Source organism: Sporosarcina sp. P16b, assembly GCF_002743065.1.
GTDB lineage: Bacteria > Bacillota > Bacilli > Bacillales_A > Planococcaceae > Sporosarcina.
Window position 1 is genome coordinate 136125 of the sequence record NZ_PDYO01000003.1, and the last position, 23051, is coordinate 159175.

Here is a 23051-nt window from a genome sequence, read left to right on the forward strand (position 1 = left end):
CTGATTTTTTAATCTACTAGAATAATTTTTCCTTTGACGATACTTTCAGCAAGTATAAATAGTCGGTCATTAATTTCTAAATCACTTGGTTGAATGACTACACCATCCTTGATGAAGGTAGCTTGTTGAATATTCATATCCTTCACTTCGGCTTGATCAGCCCATGCACCGTTCATCCATCTACTTACATTCCGTACACTGATTTTCGTAGGAGTGACCTTTCCTTTTGGTACAGGGTCTAACTTGGATAAACGTCCCACTAACGTAATAGTAGCGAGTGCTTTGTTGCTGTCTGTTATGTGGACAGCAGTCACTTGATTGTCATCGGTAATATAGAAATATCCGTAATAGTCCATCATGAAGCGCAGGTCCATTTGTGGGATAAGAGTGATAAATTGTTTACTGTATTCTTGCACTGCATACGTCTCATTATTAAAATCTACATCTTTTTCTTTCATATAAGACCAAACATTATTCTTTAGTTCATAGGCATCTGACAGACGTAACTTATAGCCAAGCACTCCAGCAATTTTGCCGAAGTAAATAGACTGATCAGATAAGTTCGGACTGTCTAATCCGTCATTGCTAATATGTACAATGTTTGCGTACTGTGTTTTGATCGGTCCGGATGCCGCAACAAAGGCTGTTCCATAAGCGCCTAATGATTCAGGCGAGACTAAGCGGCCGTTGCGGATCAGAATAGATCCATCGTGATAGCGGAATCGGTGTGAATCCATCAGGCTAATTTCTTTTGTTTTTCCATTAAAGCTCTTCAATGGTTCGTAAAAAGTACGTTCCGCATTTTTTTGTATAATGAGACGCTCTACTTGTTCTTTGCCATGTTTATTTACAGTTGCTAGGTAGACTTTCAGGTTTGCATACTTCCGCAACTGATTATGGGGAACGGGTGTATTTTCAAAGTAAATAGGTGTTTTGGCAGAGTAGTAATAGCTAGAAGTGCTTTTGACATTGTTTTCATACCAGTGCCAGTTTAGAAATTTCGTCTCGTTACGCACGATGATTTTACGATTGATCGGGTCGATTTGATGAAGTGTTCCTTTATATAAGCCTGCAACTTGAACGCCTGGATCTAAAACTTCTAACATTGAAATGTAGTTAGAATTATAGTTGGAGAACTTAATGTTGACACGATCTCCTTCATATAAAGAGCTACTAGTCGTAAGTTTCCCTTTTTTAAAAAAATGAGTTTCTGAATTAATATAGACATTCTTTACACGGCCGTCATCTAATGTAATGGTTAGACCTTTTCGGCTCCTATCCACATACGTGACCATACCGCTATAGGCTTTAGCGTTTGGTTCAATGACCGCACTTGGTGTATCCGTTTTACCATGAAGAGTTTTAAGATGGCGAATTTGTAGATCCGCTTCTATTATCATACCTAACTTAAAAGCATCGATTTTAACAGCGATTGTGTCTACGGATAACTTTGTGTATCGATCGATTGTATAAGTAGCTGCAACTCCTGCATCGTTTTTGATTGTCACACTGCGTAATTCTTTCTTGGTAGTGGCTTTATCTACTACTACATCTTCATAATTAGCCTTGACAAATGTGCCAGTAATCCGTTCGCTTGCTTCCGCTGAGTTTGCTACACTAAATAGGAACCCAATGATAATTGCAATATAGCATGTGAAAATAGCACACCATTTACTATTTACTATTTGTCCCACCTCCAAAAAAAATCGTATACATTCTATATCGGTCAAGTGGTATAGATGTGAAGAAAAGGACTCATATTCGGGTCTGATCATATAGTTACATAACTGGTTGACTGCACGTTTCATAGTATCGGTTTATTTGTCAAGGTTTTACAGATATGATAGGATACACAGTATAGTTACCAAAAGAAAGGGTCGGTTTACCATGAAAAAAAGACAAATTATTGTTCCGCTAAGTCTATCACTTCTATTATTAGGAGCTTGTAATGCGGATACTGAAAAAGCTACAGATGTGGACAAGGAACAAACCGAACCAACTGAAAATGTTGTGAAAGAGCCTGTAGATAAATCTGAAACAACAACTACTAATGATGAGTTAAAAGAAGAGTTTGAGAAAGAAGAAGGGGTATCAGAAGTAAGTTTGATCATTACTGAAGATGCAGGTGGCTTTGTCTTGCTAGACTTTGAAGTAACGGAAGACATGAAAAAAGAAGATGCTGAAAAGATAAGTAAAAAATACTATGAACGTCTTGAAAAAGAATACCCAGAACATAGCGTTGATATCCAAGCGCGCAAAAGTGGAGAAACATTTGTACAAGAAACAAAAGCAACTAAATAATGAAAGAAAAAATACCGTCCTTATGATAGGGCGGTATTTTTTATGAAACAAACAACCTGCAGGGAATGGACTCTGCAGGTTGTTTGTTTGGTAATTAAGATTCGACATGATATCTATTCATCAGTAAACATTTGATACTATTAGGATAGCTACTCTCTACTCAGCTGGATTCGCTACACGAATAGCTGAAACTTCTTTACTAGAATAGCGATTGCTAATTTTTGCAACAGAAATGTAAAATGTGAAAGCAACGATGATACCAACAATCCAGGCGATATCTAAACCGTTCATAGCCTTAGAAAGTGATCCTTGATATATTTCTGTATTGATAAAAGGGACTTGACATACTATTGTTAATAAATAGATTCCCATTGTTTTGTTATTTAGCCTACCGAATTGTCCGTCCTTCTTCATAAATTCTTCATGGTGAAAGCGTCTTTTCAACACATAGAAATCTGTTAAATTGATAACACTCCAGGGAATGATAAAGAATAAAACGAAACCTAGATAAATTTGAAAGTTAGACATAAAATTACCTGCACCTGCTGTGGCGGCAAAGGCAATAATAATTCCGATAACGATGGAGGTGAGGATACGTAAACGTGCGGAAGTCCGAAAGGTCCAAAAATTGTTGGCGATTGATAACACGATAATACCCGCGCCATAGATATTTAAAGAATTAATGATTAAAACACCTAATGACAGTAAAATGACGATGACATATCCTGTTGCACCCATGTCTTTAATTTCTGCCATGACATTGCCGTTGACAACCATTGTAGCAATCGCTGCACCGATTAACATCAACCAGGCAGAGCTCAGAAAGCTACCGCCCGCTGTATAGAAGAATGTTTTACGGGCTTCTTCAGAACGCATGAATCGAGAGTGATCAGATACATATGGGCCATATGTAATCTGCCACGTTACACAAATGGAAGTCGCTAGGATGAAAAGTGTCCAATTAAAGGTACCTTGACTCAATAAATCCATCGACAATTGACTCATAACTATTACTGAAAGCACTACAAAAATAATTGTATATACGATTGTGTAAAGTTTCATATACTTCTGAATAATATTTTGTCCATAAATAGCTAGTAAAACCATTGGAATCAAACTGAAAAGGACAGTAACATTGATATTAAATCCAAGTGTTTCTTGTATACCCTGTGCTACTAAGATGGTATTCATCGCGCCATAGCCGAAATACATTGTCAGAATAATTAACATAGGTAAAATAACACCAAAATAACCAAACTGTGCGCGGCTTTGCAAGACTTGGGGAATACCTAATTTCGGACCTTGCGCGGAGTGCAGTCCCATAATTACGGAACCAATTGCATGACCTAATAGAATTGCCAGCGCTGCCCACCAGAAACTAAGTCCGATCATGACAGCGAGTGCCCCTGTTACTAGCGTCGTGGATACAGTACTTGCGGCAAACCAAGTAAAGAACAATTCTCTCGGATTACCTTTCCTCTCACTTTCAGGGATAAATTCAAATCCTACTTGTTCAATTGACTGTTGTTTTGTACCCATTTAAACGCCTCCTTAATATAGTAAAAAAGGGAAGGGACCCTCGTTAGTAACCAATGTAATATGGCCTTTCCTATTTCCAGATTACCGGACGTAATGTTTGCCAAAACTCTTGCTGTATTTCTATGATTTCGTCAATAACCTCTTTTTGATTGGAATAAAGTTTGTCAGGATATCCCTGCGCACCTGCTGTGTAAGGATCAGTTACGTCTGTGGCCAACCCGCTCAAGCGCTCAATAATTTTTAGTGTGCAAAATGGTACATATGCATTGCTGTATCCTCCCTCGTGGCATAAGATAATTTTACCCCCACAATGAGCATCTGCAATACGTAGCATGATATCGGTCAATTTTCCAAAACCTTCGGCGGTCATCATCATACGGCCGAGTGGATCGAACATGCCAGGATCCTGTCCTGCTGAAATAATAATCAGTTCGGGTTGGAATTCTGCTGCAATTGGTTCAATGATTGTTTCAAAGGCATGAATATATCCTGCATCACCTGTCCCAGGAGGCAATGGAATATTGACATTGTAGCCGCGAGCCTCTCCAATACCGACATCTTCTTTATAACCAGTATTACTAGGGAAGCTCAAGTCTTGGTGGATAGACAGGAACAAGACATTCGAATCATCATAAAATGCCTGTTCAGTACCATTACCATGATGCACATCCCAGTCTAGAACGAGGACACGTTTTAACCCGTATTTTTTTCGTGCGTATTTTGCGGCAATCGCGACATTATTAAAGATGCAAAATCCAATACCTTTATCACGTTCAGCATGGTGACCTGGTGGACGTGTCATCGCGTAGACATTATCCACTTCGCCTTCCATGACAGCATCGACTGCCCGAAGCGCGCCACCGGTAGATAAAAGCGCGATTTCATAAGATCCTCTTCCTACAATGGCATGATCGCCTGCATCGCCACCTGTCGTATCACTGAGTAGCTTTACCTTTTCCACATATTCGGCTGTGTGAAATAATTCAATTTCTTCTTTAGTAGCAGAACGAGGTTCGAGCTGTTTTAGTTTTTTCATTAGTCCGCAACGTGCAAGTAAGTTATTTACACGCCTTTTAGTTTCGGGATGTTCGACAAATACGTCTGTCTGCATATAGCCGCCTGATGGTAAGTAGAGCGTTCCGCTTCCATTGTCATGCCAAAAATAACTTTCATCAAAAATATAACCTGTTTTCATACGTATCCCTCCAGATAGAAATGATAGTGTGATTAAGTGAAAAATGAATGAATATCAGTCACGTAGTATTATAGTCGGGTTGTAGTAAGCGTTTTCATTGCTTGATAGAATAAAGCGCTTACTGATAGTAAAACTATAGGCAGTAAAACGATATATTTGAAAGGACTATAAAATGTGACATATTCGTGACGCTCAATCTCTTGTTTACTCACAATAAATGAATATGAGTCATATGTCAAGTGTATTTCGATGAACAGTCTGAATTATTATTTAATGATCAAGTGAAATTATATATTTAATTTTGAATGTAAGAAGGATAAGGAATTCATCACGGATTGTCAGAAAAGTATGCTTGAGATACAATAATAGAATCTATAGATAGAGAGTAGGGAATTCATTTGGGAAAAAAAACGGCTATTATACATTCAGCTATAGAAGTGTTTCAGGAACAAGGAATTGAAAAGACCAAAATTTCCGATATTGTGAAACGTGCAGGGATTGCGCAAGGCACATTTTATTTGTACTTTCCTTCAAAATTATCTTTAATGCCTGCGATTGCTGAGGTAATGGTGGCAAAAACGATGGATATCGTCAAACTCACTGTCGATGACAATGCGTCGTATGCCAAACAGTTTGAACAGATGGTAGATGCAATATATAAAGTGAACAAAGAATATTACGAAATATTAGCCGTTATATATTCCGGTCTAGCTTCAACCGAGCATATTCGTGAGTGGGAATCGGTATACGCGCCATTCTATGAATGGATCAGTGAAAAACTTGATACAGCAAAAAAAGCAGGTGCAATTCGCCAATCGATCAAACCTGACCGGACAGCGAAGATTATTATCGGTTTAATCGAATCGACGGCTGAGCAAGTATTTCTTTATGCCCATCATGATGAAAATGAAGCGGATAGACAGAAAGAAGAAGTCCTCGATTTCATGTCTCATGCACTGCAATTTCAAACAGTGAAAGGTTAACATAGCAAAATGTTAGCCTTTGTGATAAAATGAATGACAATCAGTCAAACGATTTAAATTAAATTAAATTAAATTGGAGCGGATAGTATGAATAAAGCATGGCTATATGTTGCGTTAACTAGCTTTTTTGAATTAGTGTGGATCTTTGGCTTTAATACTGCGACTCACTGGTGGCATTGGATATTGATCATAGGCTTTATATTTGTGGATTTTCATTTCCTCACGAAAGCATGTGAAGGTTTACCAACGGGAACGGTCTATGCCGTATTCGCCGGAATTGGAACAATGGGTACTACTTTGATGGACGTCCTGTTCTTTGGTGAACATATTAGTATAGAGAAGATTCTTTTCATCTTCATTCTAGTTATGGGGGTAGCGGGATTAAAGGTAGCGGATGGACTGGATGAAAAGAAAGCGCTGAGGGGAGTGGAAAGCGATGGGTTGGGTTCTAGTGTTTTTGGCAGCACTAAGTGAGTTTGCTGGTGTCATAGGGCTAAAAAAATTTAGTGAAAATAAAACATGGTTTAACGGCTTACTATACTATGGTGGATTCGGTATAGCATTCTTCTTTCTATATAACTCCTTTAAGTATTTGCAAGTCAGTACAGCGTATGCTGTGTGGATTGGTGTAGGAACAGCAGGTGCCGTACTCATCAATATGCTATTCTTTGGTGAATCGAAGAGTACTGGTAGAGTTGTGAGTCTCATACTCATCGTCATCGGGGTAGTTGGACTCAAAGCGTTATCATAAAATATATCTTCTTTAATAGAAGGAGATGTACATATAGAATGGAAAACGGACATGCCTATGTTAACAGGCATGTCCGTTTTATTGTATCCGAAAGATCAGCTACTGAGTATTATCGATTCCAAGGCACGTTTACGTATCTCGCGTTCTAACATTTGGATGAACTCCACATTTAGATGATGCTTTTGCGCCTGTTGGTAGGAATACAGTAACATTTGATCTGATAAATGCAACACAGTAGAACCGCCTCCTTTAGGATGAATTGATTGTAATCAGTCTGCATGTTTCTCTCTAGATGTTATTTCTTACTTTACCAAACTTTCACAAAAAGAACAAGCGTTCTAACTGTCCACAGTACTAGTGGGTAAGCTGTGGGTAATATGTGTATGGTTTACATAAACTGCTAAGATACGCGGTGTATAATGTGTATAGAGTTATAAACAAAATGTAAATGTCGAATACTGTCGAGCGAAACTTGTCATAGAACTACTAATACCCTACATATTCAATGAATAAGTATCCACTCTTTGAATAAGAATAGTAGAGTATTGGTTAAAATCTACAACAATTGATCAATGAATAGATAAGTTCATTTGAATTAAATAGGGCAATAAATCTACTTCAACTATGCGAAATAAAAGGATAAAGAAAGAATCTCTATAGAAGGTACAAGCACAGATATCTGTTTGTAGGGTAAAGATATTATCTGTCCCTTCTTTATATTTAATTAAAGAGACAAGGTCGAATCAAAAAAATTAGAAATTTCGATATGCAATATATCGCTATATACAGGGTGTGTAAGCGTATTCAGACGTTTTAAATTAGTCACAATTAATTAAAAACTTTAAAAATACGGTTGACCTTTATTCATATACAAGATATGATTACAGCAATCTAGTTCATAGCGGTGATTGTTTCACTGGCTGTTCAGAATATTCAACTGAATGCAATTAATGTAATTAGCAATTGATTCGTTCAATTAGTTTAGGAGAGATTGCAAATGAGAAGTGACATGATTAAAAAAGGGATCGATCGTGCACCACATCGTAGCTTACTATATGCAGCTGGTGTTAAAACGAAAGATATGAACAAACCATTTATCGGAGTGTGTAACTCTTATATAGATATCATTCCGGGACATATGCATTTAAACAAATTTGCGGAAGTAGTTAAAGAAGCCATTTGGGAAGCGGGCGGCGTACCGTTTGAATTTAATACAATTGGTGTAGATGATGGAATCGCCATGGGGCATATTGGTATGCGTTACTCATTACCAAGTCGTGAGCTAATTGCAGACTCGGCAGAAACAGTCATTAATGCGCACTGGTTTGACGGAGTCTTCTATATACCTAACTGTGACAAAATTACGCCAGGCATGTTGATGGCAGCTGTTCGCACAAACGTCCCTTCAGTATTCGTTTCTGGAGGACCAATGGAAGCAGGTGTTTCCGCAACAGGCGAGACACTTTCATTAACTTCCGTGTTCGAAGGTGTTGGAGCGTACAAGAGTGGGAACATGACAGCGGAAGCGTTGCTCGACATTGAACAAAATGCATGTCCATCATGTGGATCATGTTCAGGAATGTTCACTGCGAACTCTATGAACTCTCTAATGGAAATGCTCGGTATGGCTCTTCCAGGGAATGCGACAATCCTTGCAACTTCAAACGAACGTCATGTACTAATCAAAGATGCTGTAAAACATTTGATGAATTGTATCGAAAAAGATATTAAACCAAGAGACATCATTACAAAAGAAACAATCGACGATGCATTCGCACTCGATATGGCAATGGGTGGTTCGACTAATACAGTTCTTCACACATTAGCGATCGCGCATGAAGCAGAAATTGATTACAACATTGAGGATGTAAATGATGTAGCTAAACGAGTACCTTACTTATCCAAGATCATGCCAGCATCTGATTATTCAATGCATGACATTCATCTGGCCGGTGGTGTGAGCGCAATTATCAATGAATTGTGTAAAATCGATGGTGCGATCCACAAAGACCGTATTACGATCACTGGTAAAACGATTGCAGAAGATGTTGCAGGACATGAAATTACCAATACAGATGTCATTCGAACGAAAGATGATCCATATAGTCCAGTAGGTGGTCTGTCCATTCTATTTGGTAACATTGCTCCTGAAGGTTCTGTCATTAAAGTTGGTGCAGTTGATCCCTCTATCAAGGAATTCAGAGGCGAAGCGATTGTCTTTAATTCACAAGAAGAAGCCCAAGAAAATATTGATAATGACACTGTAAAAGCAGGCCATGTAGTCGTCATTAGATATGAAGGTCCTAAAGGCGGACCGGGAATGCCGGAAATGCTAGCGCCGACCTCAGCAATTATGGGGAAAGGGCTTGGTAAAGAAGTTGCATTAATTACGGATGGTCGTTTCTCTGGAGCATCACGAGGTATCTCTATTGGACATATCTCACCAGAAGCGGCATCAGGTGGACCGATTGCACTTGTAGAGAACGGGGATATTATAGAAATTGATCTGACAAACCGTACGATCGAACTTAAAGTATCTGATGAAGTTCTTGCAAAACGGCGCGATGCACTGAAACCGTTCGAACCTAAAATTAAAAAAGGATATCTTGCTAGATATTCTCAGCTAGTCACTTCAGCAAGTACTGGCGGAGTCATGAAAATTTAATAGACAAAACGTTGATGAGGTTAAAGTAGATAGAAATCGTATTCACAGAGAGCCGGCGGTGCTGCGAGCCGGCAATACAACTATTTGCGACATCCCCTCGGAGTGGATTGCTAAAAGGTATACCGATTAGGCAGTCCCGGGCTTGATATTCGGGCTCGTTAACAATGAGAAAGTACGGCCTTGGCTTGCTTTTTCATAAGGTGACAAATGTCACGAACTAGGGTGGTACCATGAAAGCTTTTTCATCCCTATGTAAAGAGAGAAGAATTCTTTGCGTGGGATGAAAAGGTTTTTTTTAGGAGAAAATGTCACTGGCCAAGATAAATATAGGTGAAAATTGTAAGGAGGAGTTCAGTATGAGTGCTGAAGTACAAGAAAAACAGACCGCATCTACGCCAAAGGAACAAACTAAGAATAAATTTGCAGATGGTTCTGCAATCTTGATTCAATCTCTTAAAGAACAGAACGTAGAAGTGATCTTTGGATATCCTGGAGGAGCTGTTCTCCCTATCTATGATGCGCTATATAACGACCCGATTCCACATGTATTAGCACGTCACGAGCAAGGCGCAATACACGCAGCAGAAGGATATGCAAGAGTATCTGGCAAAACAGGGGTGGTCATTGCCACATCTGGTCCTGGTGCAACGAACTTAGTAACGGGAATTACGGATGCTATGATGGACTCCCTTCCACTAGTAGTTATTACAGGCCAAGTAGCTAGTACTGTTATTGGGTCGGATGCTTTCCAGGAAGCGGATATCATAGGGATTACTCAACCTATTACAAAACATAATTATCAAGTGCAAAGTGTAGCGGACATTCCACGTATTATGCGTGAAGCTTTCCATATTGCTTCTACCGGAAGACCGGGACCAGTCGTTGTTGACGTACCTAAAAATGTCGCAACAGATATCTTTGTTCCTGTCGAAAAAGAGAATAAAGAAGTGAATTTACCTGGTTATCAGCCGACTACCACACCAAATTATCTGCAAATTCAAAAAGCTTCGAAAGCTATCTCTGGTGCGAAAAAGCCTATGATTCTTGCAGGGGCAGGTGTCCTTCATGCAGGCGGAACGGCCGAGCTAAAAGAGCTTGTCGAAACGCATCGTATCCCAGTCGTCAATACATTACTTGGCTTAGGTACAATCCATGGAGATCATGAACTTTTCTATGGAATGGCTGGAATGCACGGTACAGCAACTGCCAACTACGCACTAAGCGAATGTGATTTATTGCTCAATGTCGGTGCTCGTTTCGATGATCGTTTAACAGGTAACTTGGATGTATTCTTACCGAATGCACGTGTTATTCACATCGACATTGACCCTGCGGAAATTGGTAAAAACGTTGTGACTGAAATTCCTATCGTAGCGGATGCGAAAGAAGCTTTAACAGCATTGCTAAAGGCAGATTTCAAATCACCGGATACAGTAGAATGGATTGGCTATTTGAATGATTTAGCAGACAAATATCCGCTTTGGTATGAAACGGATGAGGAAGCTTTATTACCTCAACAAGCACTTGAGATCATACATCGTATTACAAATGGAGATGCAATTGTTACGACGGATGTTGGACAGCACCAAATGTGGACTGCTCAATATTATCGTTTCAATAATCCCGATAACTGGGTAACTTCAGGCGGATTGGGAACAATGGGCTTCGGCTTCCCAGCAGCAATCGGTGCACAACTTGCAAGACCAAAAGAACGTGTAGTTGCCATTGTTGGAGACGCAGGTTTCCAAATGACAGCACAAGAGCTTTCACTTCTTCAAGAGATGCGTATTCCTGTGAAAGTGATTATTTTAAATAACGGAGCACTTGGTATGGTACGTCAATGGCAAGAGACGTTCTATGAAGAACGCTACTCACAGTCACTCGTCCCTGTACAACCAGACTTTATTAAATTGGCGGAAGCATATGACCTAAAAGGATATCGCATTCACAATTTAGAAGAAGCTGAAAAAGTATTTACAGAAGCGTTATTATCTGACGAGCCAGTGCTGATCGATTGCCGGGTCAAACAACGTGAAAACGTCTATCCGATGGTTGCGCCAGGTAAAGGATTACAAGACATGATTGGAGTGAGTCCTCAGTGAAACGAATTATTACAGTAACAGTAATTAATCAGAGCGGTGTATTAAACCGTGTAACGGGACTGCTGATGAAGCGTCAATTCAATATCGAAAGTATTACCGTTGGTGCTACAGAACAGCCGAACAGATCCAAGATGACATTCCAAGTTCACGTAGAAGATGAAAACAAAATTGAACAACTTGTAAAACAGCTGCAAAAGCAGATTGATGTTATTACAGTGAAAGATATAACAGACAAAGCAATCGTGTTACGTGAGTTAGCGCTAGTAAAGGTAATCTCACCACCACAGATTCGCTCTGAAATGAATAGTATTGTGGAACCTTTCCGTCCGACTATAGTCGATTCCGGAAAGAATGTAGTAACGTACCAAGTAACGGGTGACCCAGATAAAATCGAAGCGTTTATCGATTTGCTGAAACCATATGGCATCAAAGAATTAACACGAACTGGCGCAACCGGCTTTGCCCGCGATATGCAAAAAGTTCAAGCACCACAGCTGTCGATTTTAAAACAATAACACACACACTTAGGGGGAAATTAAAATGACAAAAATGTATTATAACCAGGATATCAATGAAGGACTATTAGAAGGTAAAACTATCGCAATCATCGGATACGGTTCACAAGGACACGCACACGCACGTAACTTGAGAGATTCAGGCTTCAACGTTGTAGTAGGCGTTCGTGCTGGAAAATCATTCGATCAAGCAAAAGCGGACGGCCTAGAAACACTGTCAGTAAAAGAAGCTTCTGAAAAAGCAGATTTAATCATGATCTTACTTCCAGATGAAAACCAAAAAGCAATCTACGATGCAGAAATCGAACCAGCTCTTGCTAAAGGTAAATCGTTAGTATTCGCTCACGGATTCAACGTACACTTTGGTGAAATCAAACCACCTGCTGATGTAGATGTATTCCTAGTAGCTCCAAAAGGACCTGGACACCTTGTGCGCAGAACATTCGAAGCTGGCGGCGGAGTTCCTGCACTATTCGCAGTGTATCAAGATGTATCTGGCCAAGCAAAAGATGTAGCTCTTGCGTATGCAAAAGGGATCGGGTCTGCTCGTGGCGGCGTTTTGGAAACTACTTTCGAAGAAGAGACAGTTACGGATCTATTCGGAGAGCAAGCAGTACTTTGTGGCGGATTGACTTCACTAGTTAAAGCTGGTTTTGAAACACTAGTGGAAGCTGGATACCAGCCTGAACTAGCTTATTTCGAAACATTGCACGAAACGAAACTAATTGTTGACTTGATGTATGAAGGCGGTATGGCTGGAATGCGTTATTCAGTCTCTGACACAGCAGAGTGGGGCGACTTCGTTTCTGGACCACGCGTAATTGATGCAGATACAAAAGCACGTATGAAAGATATTCTTACGGACATCCAATCAGGTAAGTTCGCAAAAGAATGGATTGAAGAAAATAAAAACGGACGTCCTCAATTCAATGCAATTGAAGAAGCTGAAGCTAAGCACCAAATCGAAGAAGTAGGACAGAAGCTTCGTTCTATGATGCCATTCATCAACGAAGGAGCTAAATCAAAAGAGGAAGAAGTGGTTGCGAGTGAGAAAAATTGATCTATTCGATACAACTCTTCGCGACGGTGAGCAATCTGCAGGTATTAATTTAAATACAGTAGAAAAATTAGAGATCGCTCGTCAGCTGGAAAAGCTAGGGGTAGCAGTTATTGAAGCAGGTTTTCCTGCTTCATCCCCAGGCGATTTCGAAGCCGTTCAACGCATTGCCAATACAGTGAAAAACTCTACTGTCACGGGTCTTGCTAGAGCGATGAAGAATGATATTGATATTTCATGGGAAGCATTACGGGGCGGAGAACAGCCGCATATCCATGTGTTTTTAGCTACATCACCGATTCATATGGAGTATAAGTTAAAAAAATCTCCAGACGAAGTGGTGGACATTGCAGTGGATGCGGTCAAATATGCCAAACAATACTTTCCACTCGTTCAGTGGTCAGCAGAAGATGCTTTCCGCTCTGATAAGGAATATCTAGTACGTATTATTAATAAAGTAATTGAGGCAGGGGCTACAACCATTAATGTTCCGGATACTGTAGGCTATGCAACACCTGCAGAATATGGTGCTCTATTCAAGTACTTAAAAGAGAACGTAATAGGAATAGAAAACGTTAAGCTTTCTGCTCATTGTCATGATGATCTTGGTATGGCCGTTGCAAACTCTATTGCAGCAGTCGAGAATGGTGCAGATCAAGTTGAATGTACAATTAACGGTATTGGAGAACGTGCAGGTAATGCGGCATTAGAAGAAATTGCTGTAGCTATGCACATTCGTAAAGATTTCTACAATATGGAAACTGGAATCAACTTGAAAGAAATCAAAAAAGCTAGTCAGCTTGTTAGCCGCTTGACAGGGGTAGTCATCCAGCCAAACAAAGCAGTTGTCGGTAAGAATGCATTCGCTCATGAATCTGGTATTCACCAGGATGGCATGCTGAAAAACCGTGAGACATACGAAATTATTACACCGGAATTAATTGGTGAAACGGATATACCACTGGCGCTTGGTAAACACTCTGGGCGCGCTGCGTTCAAAGACCGGGCAATTACAATGGGGTTTGAACTGACTGATCTCCAATTAAATGAAGCATTTGATGACTTCAAAAAATTGGCAGACCGTAAAAAGGAAATCACAGAAGACGATTTGTTTGTTCTATTTACAGGACAGCAATTGGCTGATACGGATACACCTATTTATGAATTGCATAATGTTCAAGTTCAATACGGAACAAATAATATTCCGACTGCTACCGTGACAGCGACAGTGCCTAGCGGGGAAACAGTTACAGTGGCAACGACAGGTGCAGGTTCTGTTGAATCTATATTTAATGCACTAGAATTGGCCATTAAAGGTGAAGTACTCATTCTGGATTATCGTGTAACATCGATCGGTAAGGGCCGCGATGCACTGGGAGAGGCAGTAGTCAATTTAAGACATAACGGACTCGAGCTTACAGGCCGAGACGTAGCGCAAGACGTACTAGAAGCGTCTGCAAAAGCTTATTTGAATGCTATCAATCGTCAACTAGTTCGCGAACAATTGCGGAAAGAAGAGTTAATGAAATAAGTAACATAGATCAAAGGGATAGAGTATTCGATCGAGTGATACGAGATTGATCAAGGAGGAGAAGTTCTATGGAAAAGAAAGTAGCAGTATTACCCGGAGACGGCATAGGACCCGAGGTAGTAGCAGAGGCAGTTAGAGTATTGGAAGTGATCGGCAGACGTTTTAACCATACATTCCATACAGAATATGGACTAATTGGTGGAGCGGCGATTGATGAAAAGAATAATCCACTTCCTCAAGAGACAATTGAGTTATGTGAGTCAAGCGACGCCATTCTTCTAGGAGCAGTGGGTGGTCCTAAATGGGATCAGAATCCATCTGAATTACGACCAGAAAAAGGGTTGCTTGCGATACGTAAACATTTCGATCTATTTGCAAACCTTCGTCCTGTTGCAGCTGTGCCTTCTTTGATCCAAGCTTCTCCTTTAAAAGAAGACATCGTCAAAGAAGTCGATATGATGATTGTTCGAGAATTAACTGGAGGTCTATACTTCGGTAAACCGAGCCGTCATACAGATCAGTCAGCCGTTGACACACTTGTATATACACGTGAAGAAATCGAACGTATTGTCGACAAAGGTTTCGAGTTGGCTCGCCTGCGTAGAGGCAAAGTAACTTCTGTGGACAAAGCGAATGTGCTCGAATCCAGTAAGCTTTGGAGAAAGATTGTAGAAGAGAAAAAAGCGCAGTATCCAGATGTGGAAGTAGAGCATCAGCTAGTGGATTCCGCAGCAATGAAATTAATTACAAATCCTGCATATTTCGATGTAATCGTTACGGAAAATATGTTTGGAGATATTTTGAGTGATGAAGCGTCTGTAATTACGGGCTCTCTTGGATTACTACCTTCAGCGAGTGTCCGTTCAGATGGTTTAGGTTTATACGAGCCAGTGCACGGTTCGGCACCGGATGTAGCAGGGCAAGGTATAGCAAATCCAGCAGCAACTATTCTTTCCGTTGCTATGATGCTGAAGTATTCATTTGGATTAGAAACTGAAGCAGCAGCAATTGAGAAAGCAGTGAATACAGTATTTGAAGAAGGTCACTTTACAGCAGATTTAGCTGGCAAAGACCAACGTTCATTAACGACTAAAGAATGGACAGATAAGATTGTAGATGAATTGGATCTTCAGTTCGTTTCGAATAGTATTATGTATTCGTATATTTAAAAAATACTGCTGTCTTCGTCTCGACATGCACATGAGGGCATACCGAAACTGGTGCGCCCTTTATGTGTAGCTAGAGAAAAGACTGACGAGTTGAATAAGATGCCACACATTATTATGGTAATGGCTTGGAAGGGGAAACAATTATGGCTAAAACAATTATTGAGAAAATATGGGATGAGCATATTGTGTACGAAGAAGAGGGAAAGCCTGACCTATTGTATATTGATCTTCATTTAATTCATGAGGTGACATCACCACAGGCGTTTGAAGGCTTACGTCTAGCGAACCGTAAAGTGCGTCGCCCGGATCTATGCTTTGCCACTATGGATCATAACGTCCCGACAAAGAACTTACCGGTAATCAATGACCCGATTGCCAAAAAACAAATCACGACACTTGAAAAAAACTGTGAAGAGTTTGGCGTTCAATTGGCAGATATGCAACATCCTGACCAAGGTATTGTGCATATTATCGGTCCTGAGCTAGGATTGACACAACCAGGAAAGACTATTGTTTGTGGTGATAGCCATACATCAACACATGGTGCGTTCGGAGCGATTGCGTTCGGCATTGGGACAAGCGAAGTAGAACACGTACTATCTACACAAACATTATGGCAAAGTAAACCGAAAACGATGGAGATTCGCGTGACAGGTCAAATCGGCTTTGGTGTAACAGCCAAAGATATCATTCTTGCGATCATTTCAAAGTTTGGAATTGGCGTGGGTACTGGACATATTGTCGAGTACACAGGAGAAGCAATTCGTGGACTCACAATGGAAGAACGTATGACCATTTGTAATATGTCAATAGAAGCGGGAGCAAAAGCAGGTTTAATTGGTCCCGACGAAACCACAATCAATTATTTACGTGGTCGTCGATATGCACCACAAGGCGAAGAATTCGAAGCAGCAGCTGAGCGTTGGCTTGCATTGAATACGGATGAAGATGCAGAATATGATCAAGTGCTTGAAATTGATGCCGATGAAATCGAACCTTTTGTTACATGGGGAACGAACCCTTCGATGGGATCTGGAATTTCGGCTAACATTCCAACATCTGCAGACTATGTATCGGAAACAGAAAAGTCCGCACTTCGTTCTGCATTGGAATATATGGGACTTGAAGAAGGAATGGCATTAACCGATATTGAAATTCAGCACGCTTTCATCGGTTCATGTACAAATGCCCGTCTTAGCGATTTAGAAGCGGCGGCGAAAGTGGTAAAAGGTAAACACGTTCATCCAACTGTGACTGCAATTGTCGTACCTGGTTCACGTACAGTGAAAAAACAGGCGGAAGAGATCGGGCTTGATAAGATCTTTACAGATGCAGGTTTTGAATGGAGAGAGTCAGGATGCAGTATGTGCTTAGCTATGAATGATGATGTTGTACCAGCTGGCGAGCGTTGTGCTTCCACATCCAACCGGAACTTTGAAGGACGCCAAGGTGCAGGCTCACGCACACATCTAGTCAGCCCATCCATGGCTGCAGCCGCTGCCCTACACGGACATTTCGTAGATGTTCGTAAAATTGAAGCAGCTGTGCAAATTTGAGGAGGGTATTCAGATGGAACCAATTAATAAAATAGAGAGTGTACTCACTCCTTTAGATAAAAATAACGTAGATACAGATCAGATCATATCCAAGGAATTTTTGAAACGTATTGAGCGCACTGGATTCGGTGAATATTTATTCTATCACTGGCGTTATCATGCTGACGGTACAAAAAATGAAGAGTTCGTGTTAAATGACCCTCGATATGATGGTTCAACTATCTTAGTTGCACATGATAACTTCGGTTGTGGATCATCTCGCGAACACGCACCTTGGGCAATTTTAGATTACGGATTCCGTGTAGTCATTGCTCCAAGCTTCGCAGATATATTCTACAGTAATTGCTTCAAGAACGGGATTTTACCGATTAGGTTGTCAGTTGCGGAAATTGATGAATTTCTACAAAAAGGGAAAGAAGCCCCGTATACATTAACAGTTAGTCTTGAAGATCAGACTGTAGCGGGAGAAGACGGTTCGGTGTATAGCTTTGACATTGATCCGTATTCAAAAAAGATGTTGTTGAACGGTTGGGATGAAATTTCTCTGACCTTCCAATATGAAGACAAGATTACAGAGTACGAACAAAAGCATGCATAACTCCAAACAGTTCATCGCTTACTCAGCATGAACTGTTTTTTCATGTAAATAGAAATAGTAAAAGTAAAGTGTAAAACTTTGAAACTATTTTTGTTTTTCTGCGTCTGTACGGTGGCAGTTTGCAGAATGGAGAAGTAGTTCTATACGTATTACGGCTTTACAGTATGAAGAATTCTTCCTTTGCGATGAAAGTCCAAATGAATGGATTGATATGCTATAATTGTCGAAGGAAACTGCATACTAAAACTAATGAATTCAAAGACGGGGGTTGATTTTAAAGATGTTCAGCGCATCAAAGAACAGTACATTCGCTATTTTCCATTCTTTACTTATCGCAGTGTTCGTATACTTCATTGTACTACCACTAAATGCGCATGCAGAAACGGTAAACCAGCGTTTCTCCGATGTAAGCAATGAATATTGGGCAAAAGATGAAGTAACACGGCTCGTGGAAGAAGGAATCATTAACGGTTATCAAGATCTACAATACCGTCCAGGTGTTAGCATCAAACGTGGGCAAGCGGCAAATTTACTGACCGCGGCACTGCAATTACCTGAAGCTCCTTACCAGCCGATATTCAAGGACGTCAGCGCAAAGTCGTCTAACTTACGTGGTGCAATGTCTACTTATCAGGAAGGAATATTTAGGGGGAAGCCCGATGGTAACTTCGGTGTGAGTGATGAATTAACACGTGAACAGATGGCAAGTGTGTTGGTTAATGCATTTAAATTAAAAGATACAGGTGAAAAAGTACATTTTACTGATGAGCATAAAATTAGTGAATCTCACAGATATGGCGTAAAGGTACTTATGCAGCACGGCATTACAACGGGTAAAGAAGACGGATCCTTTGCACCGAAACTTTCCGTTAACCGTGGTTCATTCGCTGTATTTCTACATAGAGCAATGATACAAGCAGGAATGCTCGAAAAAAAGCAACCGATTGTTTTCAATAAAACACAAACGATGGGGAAATTTGAACCTATTCGATTTGAGCAATTTATTACAGAAGTACCCATGACACAAGAAGGTAAGACGTACTTGCGTTCAAACCATTTCTTGTCTTTATCAGCTAAACGAGTAAAAGCACACGGACATGCAACCGATCATATTTATGTCTACGGCGTCAGTGAAAGAAAAAGTACGAAAGTCACTGTAACCAAGCGCGAATTGCCAAACGGTGATTACTTTACATTCGTCGAGTTGAGAAACCCTGACCGTTTGCCGATTCGTGTGGACTTGGTACGAATTGATGGAGATATTAAAACGAATACAATGGAACGTTTCGACAAATTCCCAATGAAAAAAGACGTGGATGATACATTCGGATTCGATATTGCCACTTCGCCAGTTGGTGTGCTTGAAACGATTTCGCAACAAGGTACTGGACAGCAAATGATATCAAAAACTTACCGTTCGCGAGAGCTTGAGTTAAAGTACCGTAATGGTGCGGTCAGCCGAACGCGAGAACTACAGGAAGAGAAAGAATCGTACAGCAATATTCTAATGGGCGATACTCGTGTATCAGTGTATGAGTTAAACTCTAGAGGATACGATGTGGTGGATCAATGGTATCTTTCATCCAATAAAAAACTATTTTCGTCAAAAGAAAGATTGGATTCATGGCTTCGGGAGTCCATTACCAACTATAAAAAGCGCAATAAATGGTATACAGCAGAAGGGCCATACAATAAGATGGCAACAACTATTGAACCTATGCCTGCTTCAGGGCGAGGATATGGTCGTAATTTACTTTTAGTAAAAGAAGATCGTGTCATGTTGTTGTACGATCAAACGAAAGAACGTTATTATGAAGATATTTTGCATAACTCCTTTACAAACCTAGCTGTCTTCAGAGGAAGTAAGCCCTATTGGGAAACTGAAGTGACTAGTACGTATTTGACGAATTTATATAACTTTACAGCACCATTCGTCGATACACGCTTCAATGAACAGATTGCATTATTCCTTTATCGTGGAGGAAAAGCATTCAATCATAAAGACTACAATGAAGGTTTGCGGAACTATGCGAACTTGCTTGTACAGCAACATAGAAAAGGGAACGTAAATTTCTTGTCTCCTACTGCATATTATATTCCTGACTACTTCCCGGCGAAATCTCAAGTGAAGACGCATACGTCCATGAACCATTTACTTGGCGGTATGAACATTCTCTTGCTTGCGTTCCAGGAGTTTAATGATCCAGTTTATTTGGAAAATGCTAGTGCTATTGAAAAGGCAATACGTTTCGAAGAAAAGAACTGGACCCGTTCAAATGGAGACATCTGGTACAAACGCGCACCAAATGGTCAGTTTTCAGGTACAGATTATGTTCATCTGACATTAGAAGACTTGATTCATTCTTATGAAAAGTGGTCACAAATCGATCCGTCGAAAGCTAAAGTATTTGAGCGGATGATCAAATCGAAGGCCGGTTATTTAAACAGTACGAAAAAAGGTTACACAACCAAGATCAAAGAAGGTCTGAAACGTATCAATATGTCTAACTTATTGCCAGCAGGTAAAGAGTATACGGACGCATTATAATAATGAAGCCACCATCTCCGTTAGTTTGGAGATGGTGGTTTGTTGTTTGGTGAGTAATTGGGAAGGGGATGTTGATGGATGTTCTTCGATGGAGCGGGCGTTATCCTACTGAGAAGATGAATAGAGCGGTTACTAACGGGCGTAGAGCGCTTGTCGGGGTTTATAGAGCGAGTAAATAGTTTGATAGAGCGCTTTCGAGGGGGCATAGAGCACTTCTGAAGGATTTATGAGCGGATATCGTGGAACTATGATCGTTTTCTCTTAAAGAAATTACACGAAGTTAATTGTAAGTGGAAGGCGAATGTCGATCGATTTGCGTGCGTCTTGACAAGCATCTGTCTTCTGAATTCATTCATCATACTAAAAACCACCATCTCCTAAGCAGGAGGCGGTGGTTTCTCTATCTAACTATTTAATTAACAAGCGTGACTAGATCGGAACGGATCCAGCCGTATGGTTCGTTGATTGGTTGCGTTCCTGGATTGATGTCCATACGCACCTTGTACCAAACAAAGCCATCTGCGCCTGTCGTACGATCCGCAACAATCAGTGGATAGCCGAATGCAGCCAGACTGCCTGGATGCTTGGGCTTGTAGGAGAATAAAATATTATTTCTATTCACTGCCTCAGGGCTTGTCCGGATATTCACCGCTGTATTGCCTGTATAGGAAATCACGGCTAATTGCGCTTGGTTTGCGTCTTTCTTACCGAGAAACTGATCGATACGCCACATATGGCCTGCAATCTTGCTCCCCCAGAAAGGATCGGATGCATACTTCATATTGAAGCCGACAGCTTTATTTCCTGGAGCGGCGCCATTGGCATAGGCGCCGAGTGGATTCGCATAGTTTAAGTTGATGTAGCGAGTGATGAATGCATCGACACTTCTTGTAGGATTACCATAGACTTCACCTTTATCTGGCGAAGAGTCGAATACGCGGATACCGAAAATGTTATTTTTCTGCTGTGCATTGCCACTCATTCCGTAATCACTCTCGTGTATAGCTGTTGCTAAGATAAACATCGCATTCACATTATGCTGTTTCTCCATTTGTTTCACATACGTACCAAGTCCGATTAATTTCGACTTGGTTGTAGCGTTTTTATAGCGTACAATACCTGTTTTTTGTCTCGCTTGTAATGCATCAGAAATAAAACGATCCAGTTCCTGCCCTGTGTAAGTAGAAGGCTGGCGTACTGATTGGAATTGGAAATACGGATAATAGGTAATCGTTGTCGAACCATTCAATTCCTTAAAGTGAACTCCATCGTTACTTGTATAGGTCTGCCCTTTTTTCATTGCAGGAGAAGCTGGACCTACTGTATACTCTGCGTAACTACCTTTATATTGTTTCGTCTTGGCATCGTATGTACGATAATATGGTTGGTGAATGAGTAAGCCGTCACTGCTTACTTTATACTGGCTTGCACCTTTAGATAATGGTGAAGGGACTAGATCGATTTCCTCGTGTTTTGCATAATAGGTATAGCCACCTACGTCGACTACAACGCGCTCTGCGCTACTGCCAACATAGTCCAGTTCATACCCTTTCTGAACATATGTCACTTCGTTTTTTAACGCAGGGTCGCTATATAGTGACGTATACTGCTTTGGGTTTTCTGAAGCAAACGCCTGACCTGACTTCATTTTGATGATGGTATTATTAACGGAAATTGTCTGAATAGTGGAAGAAGCATTGTAGGCAGCCAAAGCGTCTTCAAATGTGATGTATGACGCGTCTGTTACATGTAGCTGACTGTTGGAAATCGAACTGACTTTATGGACTTTAGGATTTTCCGTGCCGCCAACATTTGTAGGTGGGCGGGTATTACCTTTTCCGTCAGCGACTGCGAACATACGGTATAAAAATGCCGAAGCATGAGCAATCGTTGCGTTACTTGTCGGTTTGAAATACCCTTGATCTCCACGTATGATGTTCAATGAAGAAGCCGCGGATACTGCAGGAATGAAGTTCGACGAGATTTTCTTGCTATCCTTAAATTGGACAGTAGGTGAATTGACAGGGATATCAAGGAAGCGGAATGCTTTAAATATCATTCCCGCCATTTGCTGTCGGGTAATCTGCTGATTCGCCTTGAATGTACCATCGGGATATCCTGCCAAAATTCCAGCGCCGGCAGCGTTTTGAATTTCAATTGTGCGGGAATGATTTGCCTTTAAATCCGTAAAGGTATATCTTGTCGAAGCAGGTAATTCGAGTGAACGTGCCAAATATGAAGCAAATTCTCCTCGTGTAACTGCATGATTCGGATAAACATTCCCTTTTGCGTCCTTTTGGATCACACCTTTATCTATCCAAAATGTCAGCTCTTGTTGCATTTGATGACCAGTGAAATCATTTGCACTTGCCACCGGTGTAAAGATAGGAGAAGCAACCAAAAGCAAAAGTGTCAGTAATGTAATCAAACGTTTCAAATCAAAACCTCCTATATAAATCTCCTACTATTGTAGCAGAAAGGACTAATATTGGTAAGTACCTTTTGGTATATTAATAGACTGTTGATATAATAAATCCCTAT

At 40.6% G+C, this 23051-nt stretch carries 18 protein-coding genes and 1 other annotated feature; of the genes, 13 read left to right on the forward strand and 5 right to left on the reverse strand.

Going from position 1 to position 23051, the window contains the following annotated elements:
- Nucleotides 1-8: 8 nt before the first annotated feature.
- Nucleotides 9-1694: a hypothetical protein gene (locus tag CSV77_RS06300; protein ID WP_144034662.1), complete on the reverse strand. Its 1686-nt coding sequence runs from the start codon at nucleotides 1692-1694 to the stop codon at nucleotides 9-11.
- A 193-nt stretch (nucleotides 1695-1887) separates the two neighbouring features.
- On the opposite strand from CSV77_RS06300, the gene CSV77_RS06305 reads away from it, so the two are divergent.
- Entirely contained in the window at nucleotides 1888-2301 is a 414-nt protein-coding gene (locus tag CSV77_RS06305; RefSeq protein WP_099672744.1) for a cation transporter dimerization domain-containing protein, read from the forward strand.
- A 156-nt stretch (nucleotides 2302-2457) separates the two neighbouring features.
- Here CSV77_RS06305 and CSV77_RS06310 read toward each other — a convergent pair whose 3' ends face one another.
- Nucleotides 2458-3840 (reverse strand): purine-cytosine permease family protein, encoded by a 1383-nt coding sequence (locus CSV77_RS06310; protein ID WP_099672745.1) that lies wholly within the window; start codon nucleotides 3838-3840, stop codon nucleotides 2458-2460.
- 70 nt (nucleotides 3841-3910) lie between these two features.
- The gene (locus CSV77_RS06315; protein ID WP_099672746.1) at nucleotides 3911-5035 is read right to left on the reverse strand and encodes a class II histone deacetylase; all 1125 of its coding nucleotides are present in this window, start codon (nucleotides 5033-5035) and stop codon (nucleotides 3911-3913) included.
- Nucleotides 5036-5433: 398 nt separating this feature from the next.
- Between CSV77_RS06315 and CSV77_RS06320 the strand changes: the two genes are divergently transcribed.
- The 3 genes from CSV77_RS06320 to CSV77_RS06330 all read left to right on the forward strand — a co-directional run bounded on the left by CSV77_RS06320 (nucleotide 5434) and on the right by CSV77_RS06330 (nucleotide 6769).
- The gene (locus tag CSV77_RS06320) at nucleotides 5434-6018 is read left to right on the forward strand and encodes a TetR/AcrR family transcriptional regulator (protein ID WP_099631173.1); all 585 of its coding nucleotides are present in this window, start codon (nucleotides 5434-5436) and stop codon (nucleotides 6016-6018) included.
- Between the two features lie 87 nt (nucleotides 6019-6105).
- Complete coding sequence (locus CSV77_RS06325; RefSeq protein ID WP_099631172.1) at nucleotides 6106-6492, forward strand: DMT family transporter; 387 nt, start codon at nucleotides 6106-6108, stop codon at nucleotides 6490-6492.
- Entirely contained in the window at nucleotides 6455-6769 is a 315-nt protein-coding gene (locus CSV77_RS06330; protein ID WP_099631171.1) for a DMT family transporter, read from the forward strand. Before CSV77_RS06325 ends, CSV77_RS06330 begins: the two co-directional genes overlap by 38 nt.
- 95 nt (nucleotides 6770-6864) lie before the next feature.
- Here the strand turns inward: CSV77_RS06330 and sda are convergent, their stop codons facing one another.
- Complete coding sequence (gene sda, locus CSV77_RS17245; protein WP_233189617.1) at nucleotides 6865-6981, reverse strand: sporulation histidine kinase inhibitor Sda; 117 nt, start codon at nucleotides 6979-6981, stop codon at nucleotides 6865-6867.
- A 785-nt stretch (nucleotides 6982-7766) separates the two neighbouring features.
- Here sda and ilvD point away from each other — a divergent pair.
- The 9 genes from ilvD to CSV77_RS06380 all read left to right on the forward strand — a co-directional run bounded on the left by ilvD (nucleotide 7767) and on the right by CSV77_RS06380 (nucleotide 20510).
- Entirely contained in the window at nucleotides 7767-9434 is a 1668-nt protein-coding gene (gene ilvD / locus CSV77_RS06340) for a dihydroxy-acid dehydratase (protein ID WP_099672747.1), read from the forward strand.
- Nucleotides 9435-9436: 2 nt separating this feature from the next.
- Nucleotides 9437-9687: a binding site (T-box leader), on the forward strand.
- Between the two features lie 103 nt (nucleotides 9688-9790).
- On the forward strand, nucleotides 9791-11536 hold the full coding sequence (gene ilvB, locus CSV77_RS06345) for a biosynthetic-type acetolactate synthase large subunit (RefSeq protein WP_099672748.1): 1746 nt from the start codon (nucleotides 9791-9793) through the stop codon (nucleotides 11534-11536).
- A complete protein-coding gene (ilvN, locus tag CSV77_RS06350; RefSeq protein ID WP_083035136.1) occupies nucleotides 11533-12051 on the forward strand; it encodes an acetolactate synthase small subunit in 519 nt (172 codons plus the stop codon). The genes ilvB and ilvN overlap by 4 nt, the downstream gene beginning before the upstream one ends.
- Before the next feature lie 25 nt (nucleotides 12052-12076).
- Nucleotides 12077-13111: a ketol-acid reductoisomerase gene (gene ilvC / locus CSV77_RS06355; RefSeq protein WP_099637198.1), complete on the forward strand. Its 1035-nt coding sequence runs from the start codon at nucleotides 12077-12079 to the stop codon at nucleotides 13109-13111.
- Nucleotides 13098-14639, forward strand: a complete 1542-nt coding sequence (locus CSV77_RS06360) for a 2-isopropylmalate synthase (protein WP_099672807.1) — start codon at nucleotides 13098-13100, stop codon at nucleotides 14637-14639. The genes ilvC and CSV77_RS06360 overlap by 14 nt, the downstream gene beginning before the upstream one ends.
- 68 nt (nucleotides 14640-14707) lie before the next feature.
- The gene (gene leuB / locus CSV77_RS06365; protein WP_099631166.1) at nucleotides 14708-15808 is read left to right on the forward strand and encodes a 3-isopropylmalate dehydrogenase; all 1101 of its coding nucleotides are present in this window, start codon (nucleotides 14708-14710) and stop codon (nucleotides 15806-15808) included.
- 143 nt (nucleotides 15809-15951) lie between these two features.
- Nucleotides 15952-17364, forward strand: a complete 1413-nt coding sequence (gene leuC, locus CSV77_RS06370) for a 3-isopropylmalate dehydratase large subunit (RefSeq protein ID WP_099631165.1) — start codon at nucleotides 15952-15954, stop codon at nucleotides 17362-17364.
- A gap of 13 nt (nucleotides 17365-17377) precedes the next feature.
- A complete protein-coding gene (gene leuD / locus CSV77_RS06375; RefSeq protein WP_099672749.1) occupies nucleotides 17378-17962 on the forward strand; it encodes a 3-isopropylmalate dehydratase small subunit in 585 nt (194 codons plus the stop codon).
- A gap of 280 nt (nucleotides 17963-18242) precedes the next feature.
- Nucleotides 18243-20510 (forward strand): S-layer homology domain-containing protein, encoded by a 2268-nt coding sequence (locus CSV77_RS06380; RefSeq protein ID WP_099672750.1) that lies wholly within the window; start codon nucleotides 18243-18245, stop codon nucleotides 20508-20510.
- A gap of 412 nt (nucleotides 20511-20922) precedes the next feature.
- Here the strand turns inward: CSV77_RS06380 and CSV77_RS06385 are convergent, their stop codons facing one another.
- A complete protein-coding gene (locus tag CSV77_RS06385; protein ID WP_099672751.1) occupies nucleotides 20923-22947 on the reverse strand; it encodes an S-layer homology domain-containing protein in 2025 nt (674 codons plus the stop codon).
- Nucleotides 22948-23051: the final 104 nt, after the last annotated feature.

Bases quoted from the DNA above. Each gene is read 5' to 3' on its own strand.
- CSV77_RS06305 (WP_099672744.1), top strand. From the start codon at position 1,888: ATGAAAAAAAGACAAATTATTGTTCCGCTAAGTCTATCACTTCTATTA.
- CSV77_RS06310 (WP_099672745.1), bottom strand. From the start codon at position 3,840: ATGGGTACAAAACAACAGTCAATTGAACAAGTAGGATTTGAATTTATC.
- CSV77_RS06315 (WP_099672746.1), bottom strand. From the start codon at position 5,035: ATGAAAACAGGTTATATTTTTGATGAAAGTTATTTTTGGCATGACAAT.
- CSV77_RS06325 (WP_099631172.1), top strand. From the start codon at position 6,106: ATGAATAAAGCATGGCTATATGTTGCGTTAACTAGCTTTTTTGAATTA.
- CSV77_RS06330 (WP_099631171.1), top strand. From the start codon at position 6,455: ATGGGTTGGGTTCTAGTGTTTTTGGCAGCACTAAGTGAGTTTGCTGGT.
- sda (WP_233189617.1), bottom strand. From the start codon at position 6,981: ATGTTACTGTATTCCTACCAACAGGCGCAAAAGCATCATCTAAATGTG.
- ilvD (WP_099672747.1), top strand. From the start codon at position 7,767: ATGAGAAGTGACATGATTAAAAAAGGGATCGATCGTGCACCACATCGT.
- ilvB (WP_099672748.1), top strand. From the start codon at position 9,791: ATGAGTGCTGAAGTACAAGAAAAACAGACCGCATCTACGCCAAAGGAA.
- ilvC (WP_099637198.1), top strand. From the start codon at position 12,077: ATGACAAAAATGTATTATAACCAGGATATCAATGAAGGACTATTAGAA.
- leuB (WP_099631166.1), top strand. From the start codon at position 14,708: ATGGAAAAGAAAGTAGCAGTATTACCCGGAGACGGCATAGGACCCGAG.
- leuC (WP_099631165.1), top strand. From the start codon at position 15,952: ATGGCTAAAACAATTATTGAGAAAATATGGGATGAGCATATTGTGTAC.
- leuD (WP_099672749.1), top strand. From the start codon at position 17,378: ATGGAACCAATTAATAAAATAGAGAGTGTACTCACTCCTTTAGATAAA.
- CSV77_RS06380 (WP_099672750.1), top strand. From the start codon at position 18,243: ATGTTCAGCGCATCAAAGAACAGTACATTCGCTATTTTCCATTCTTTA.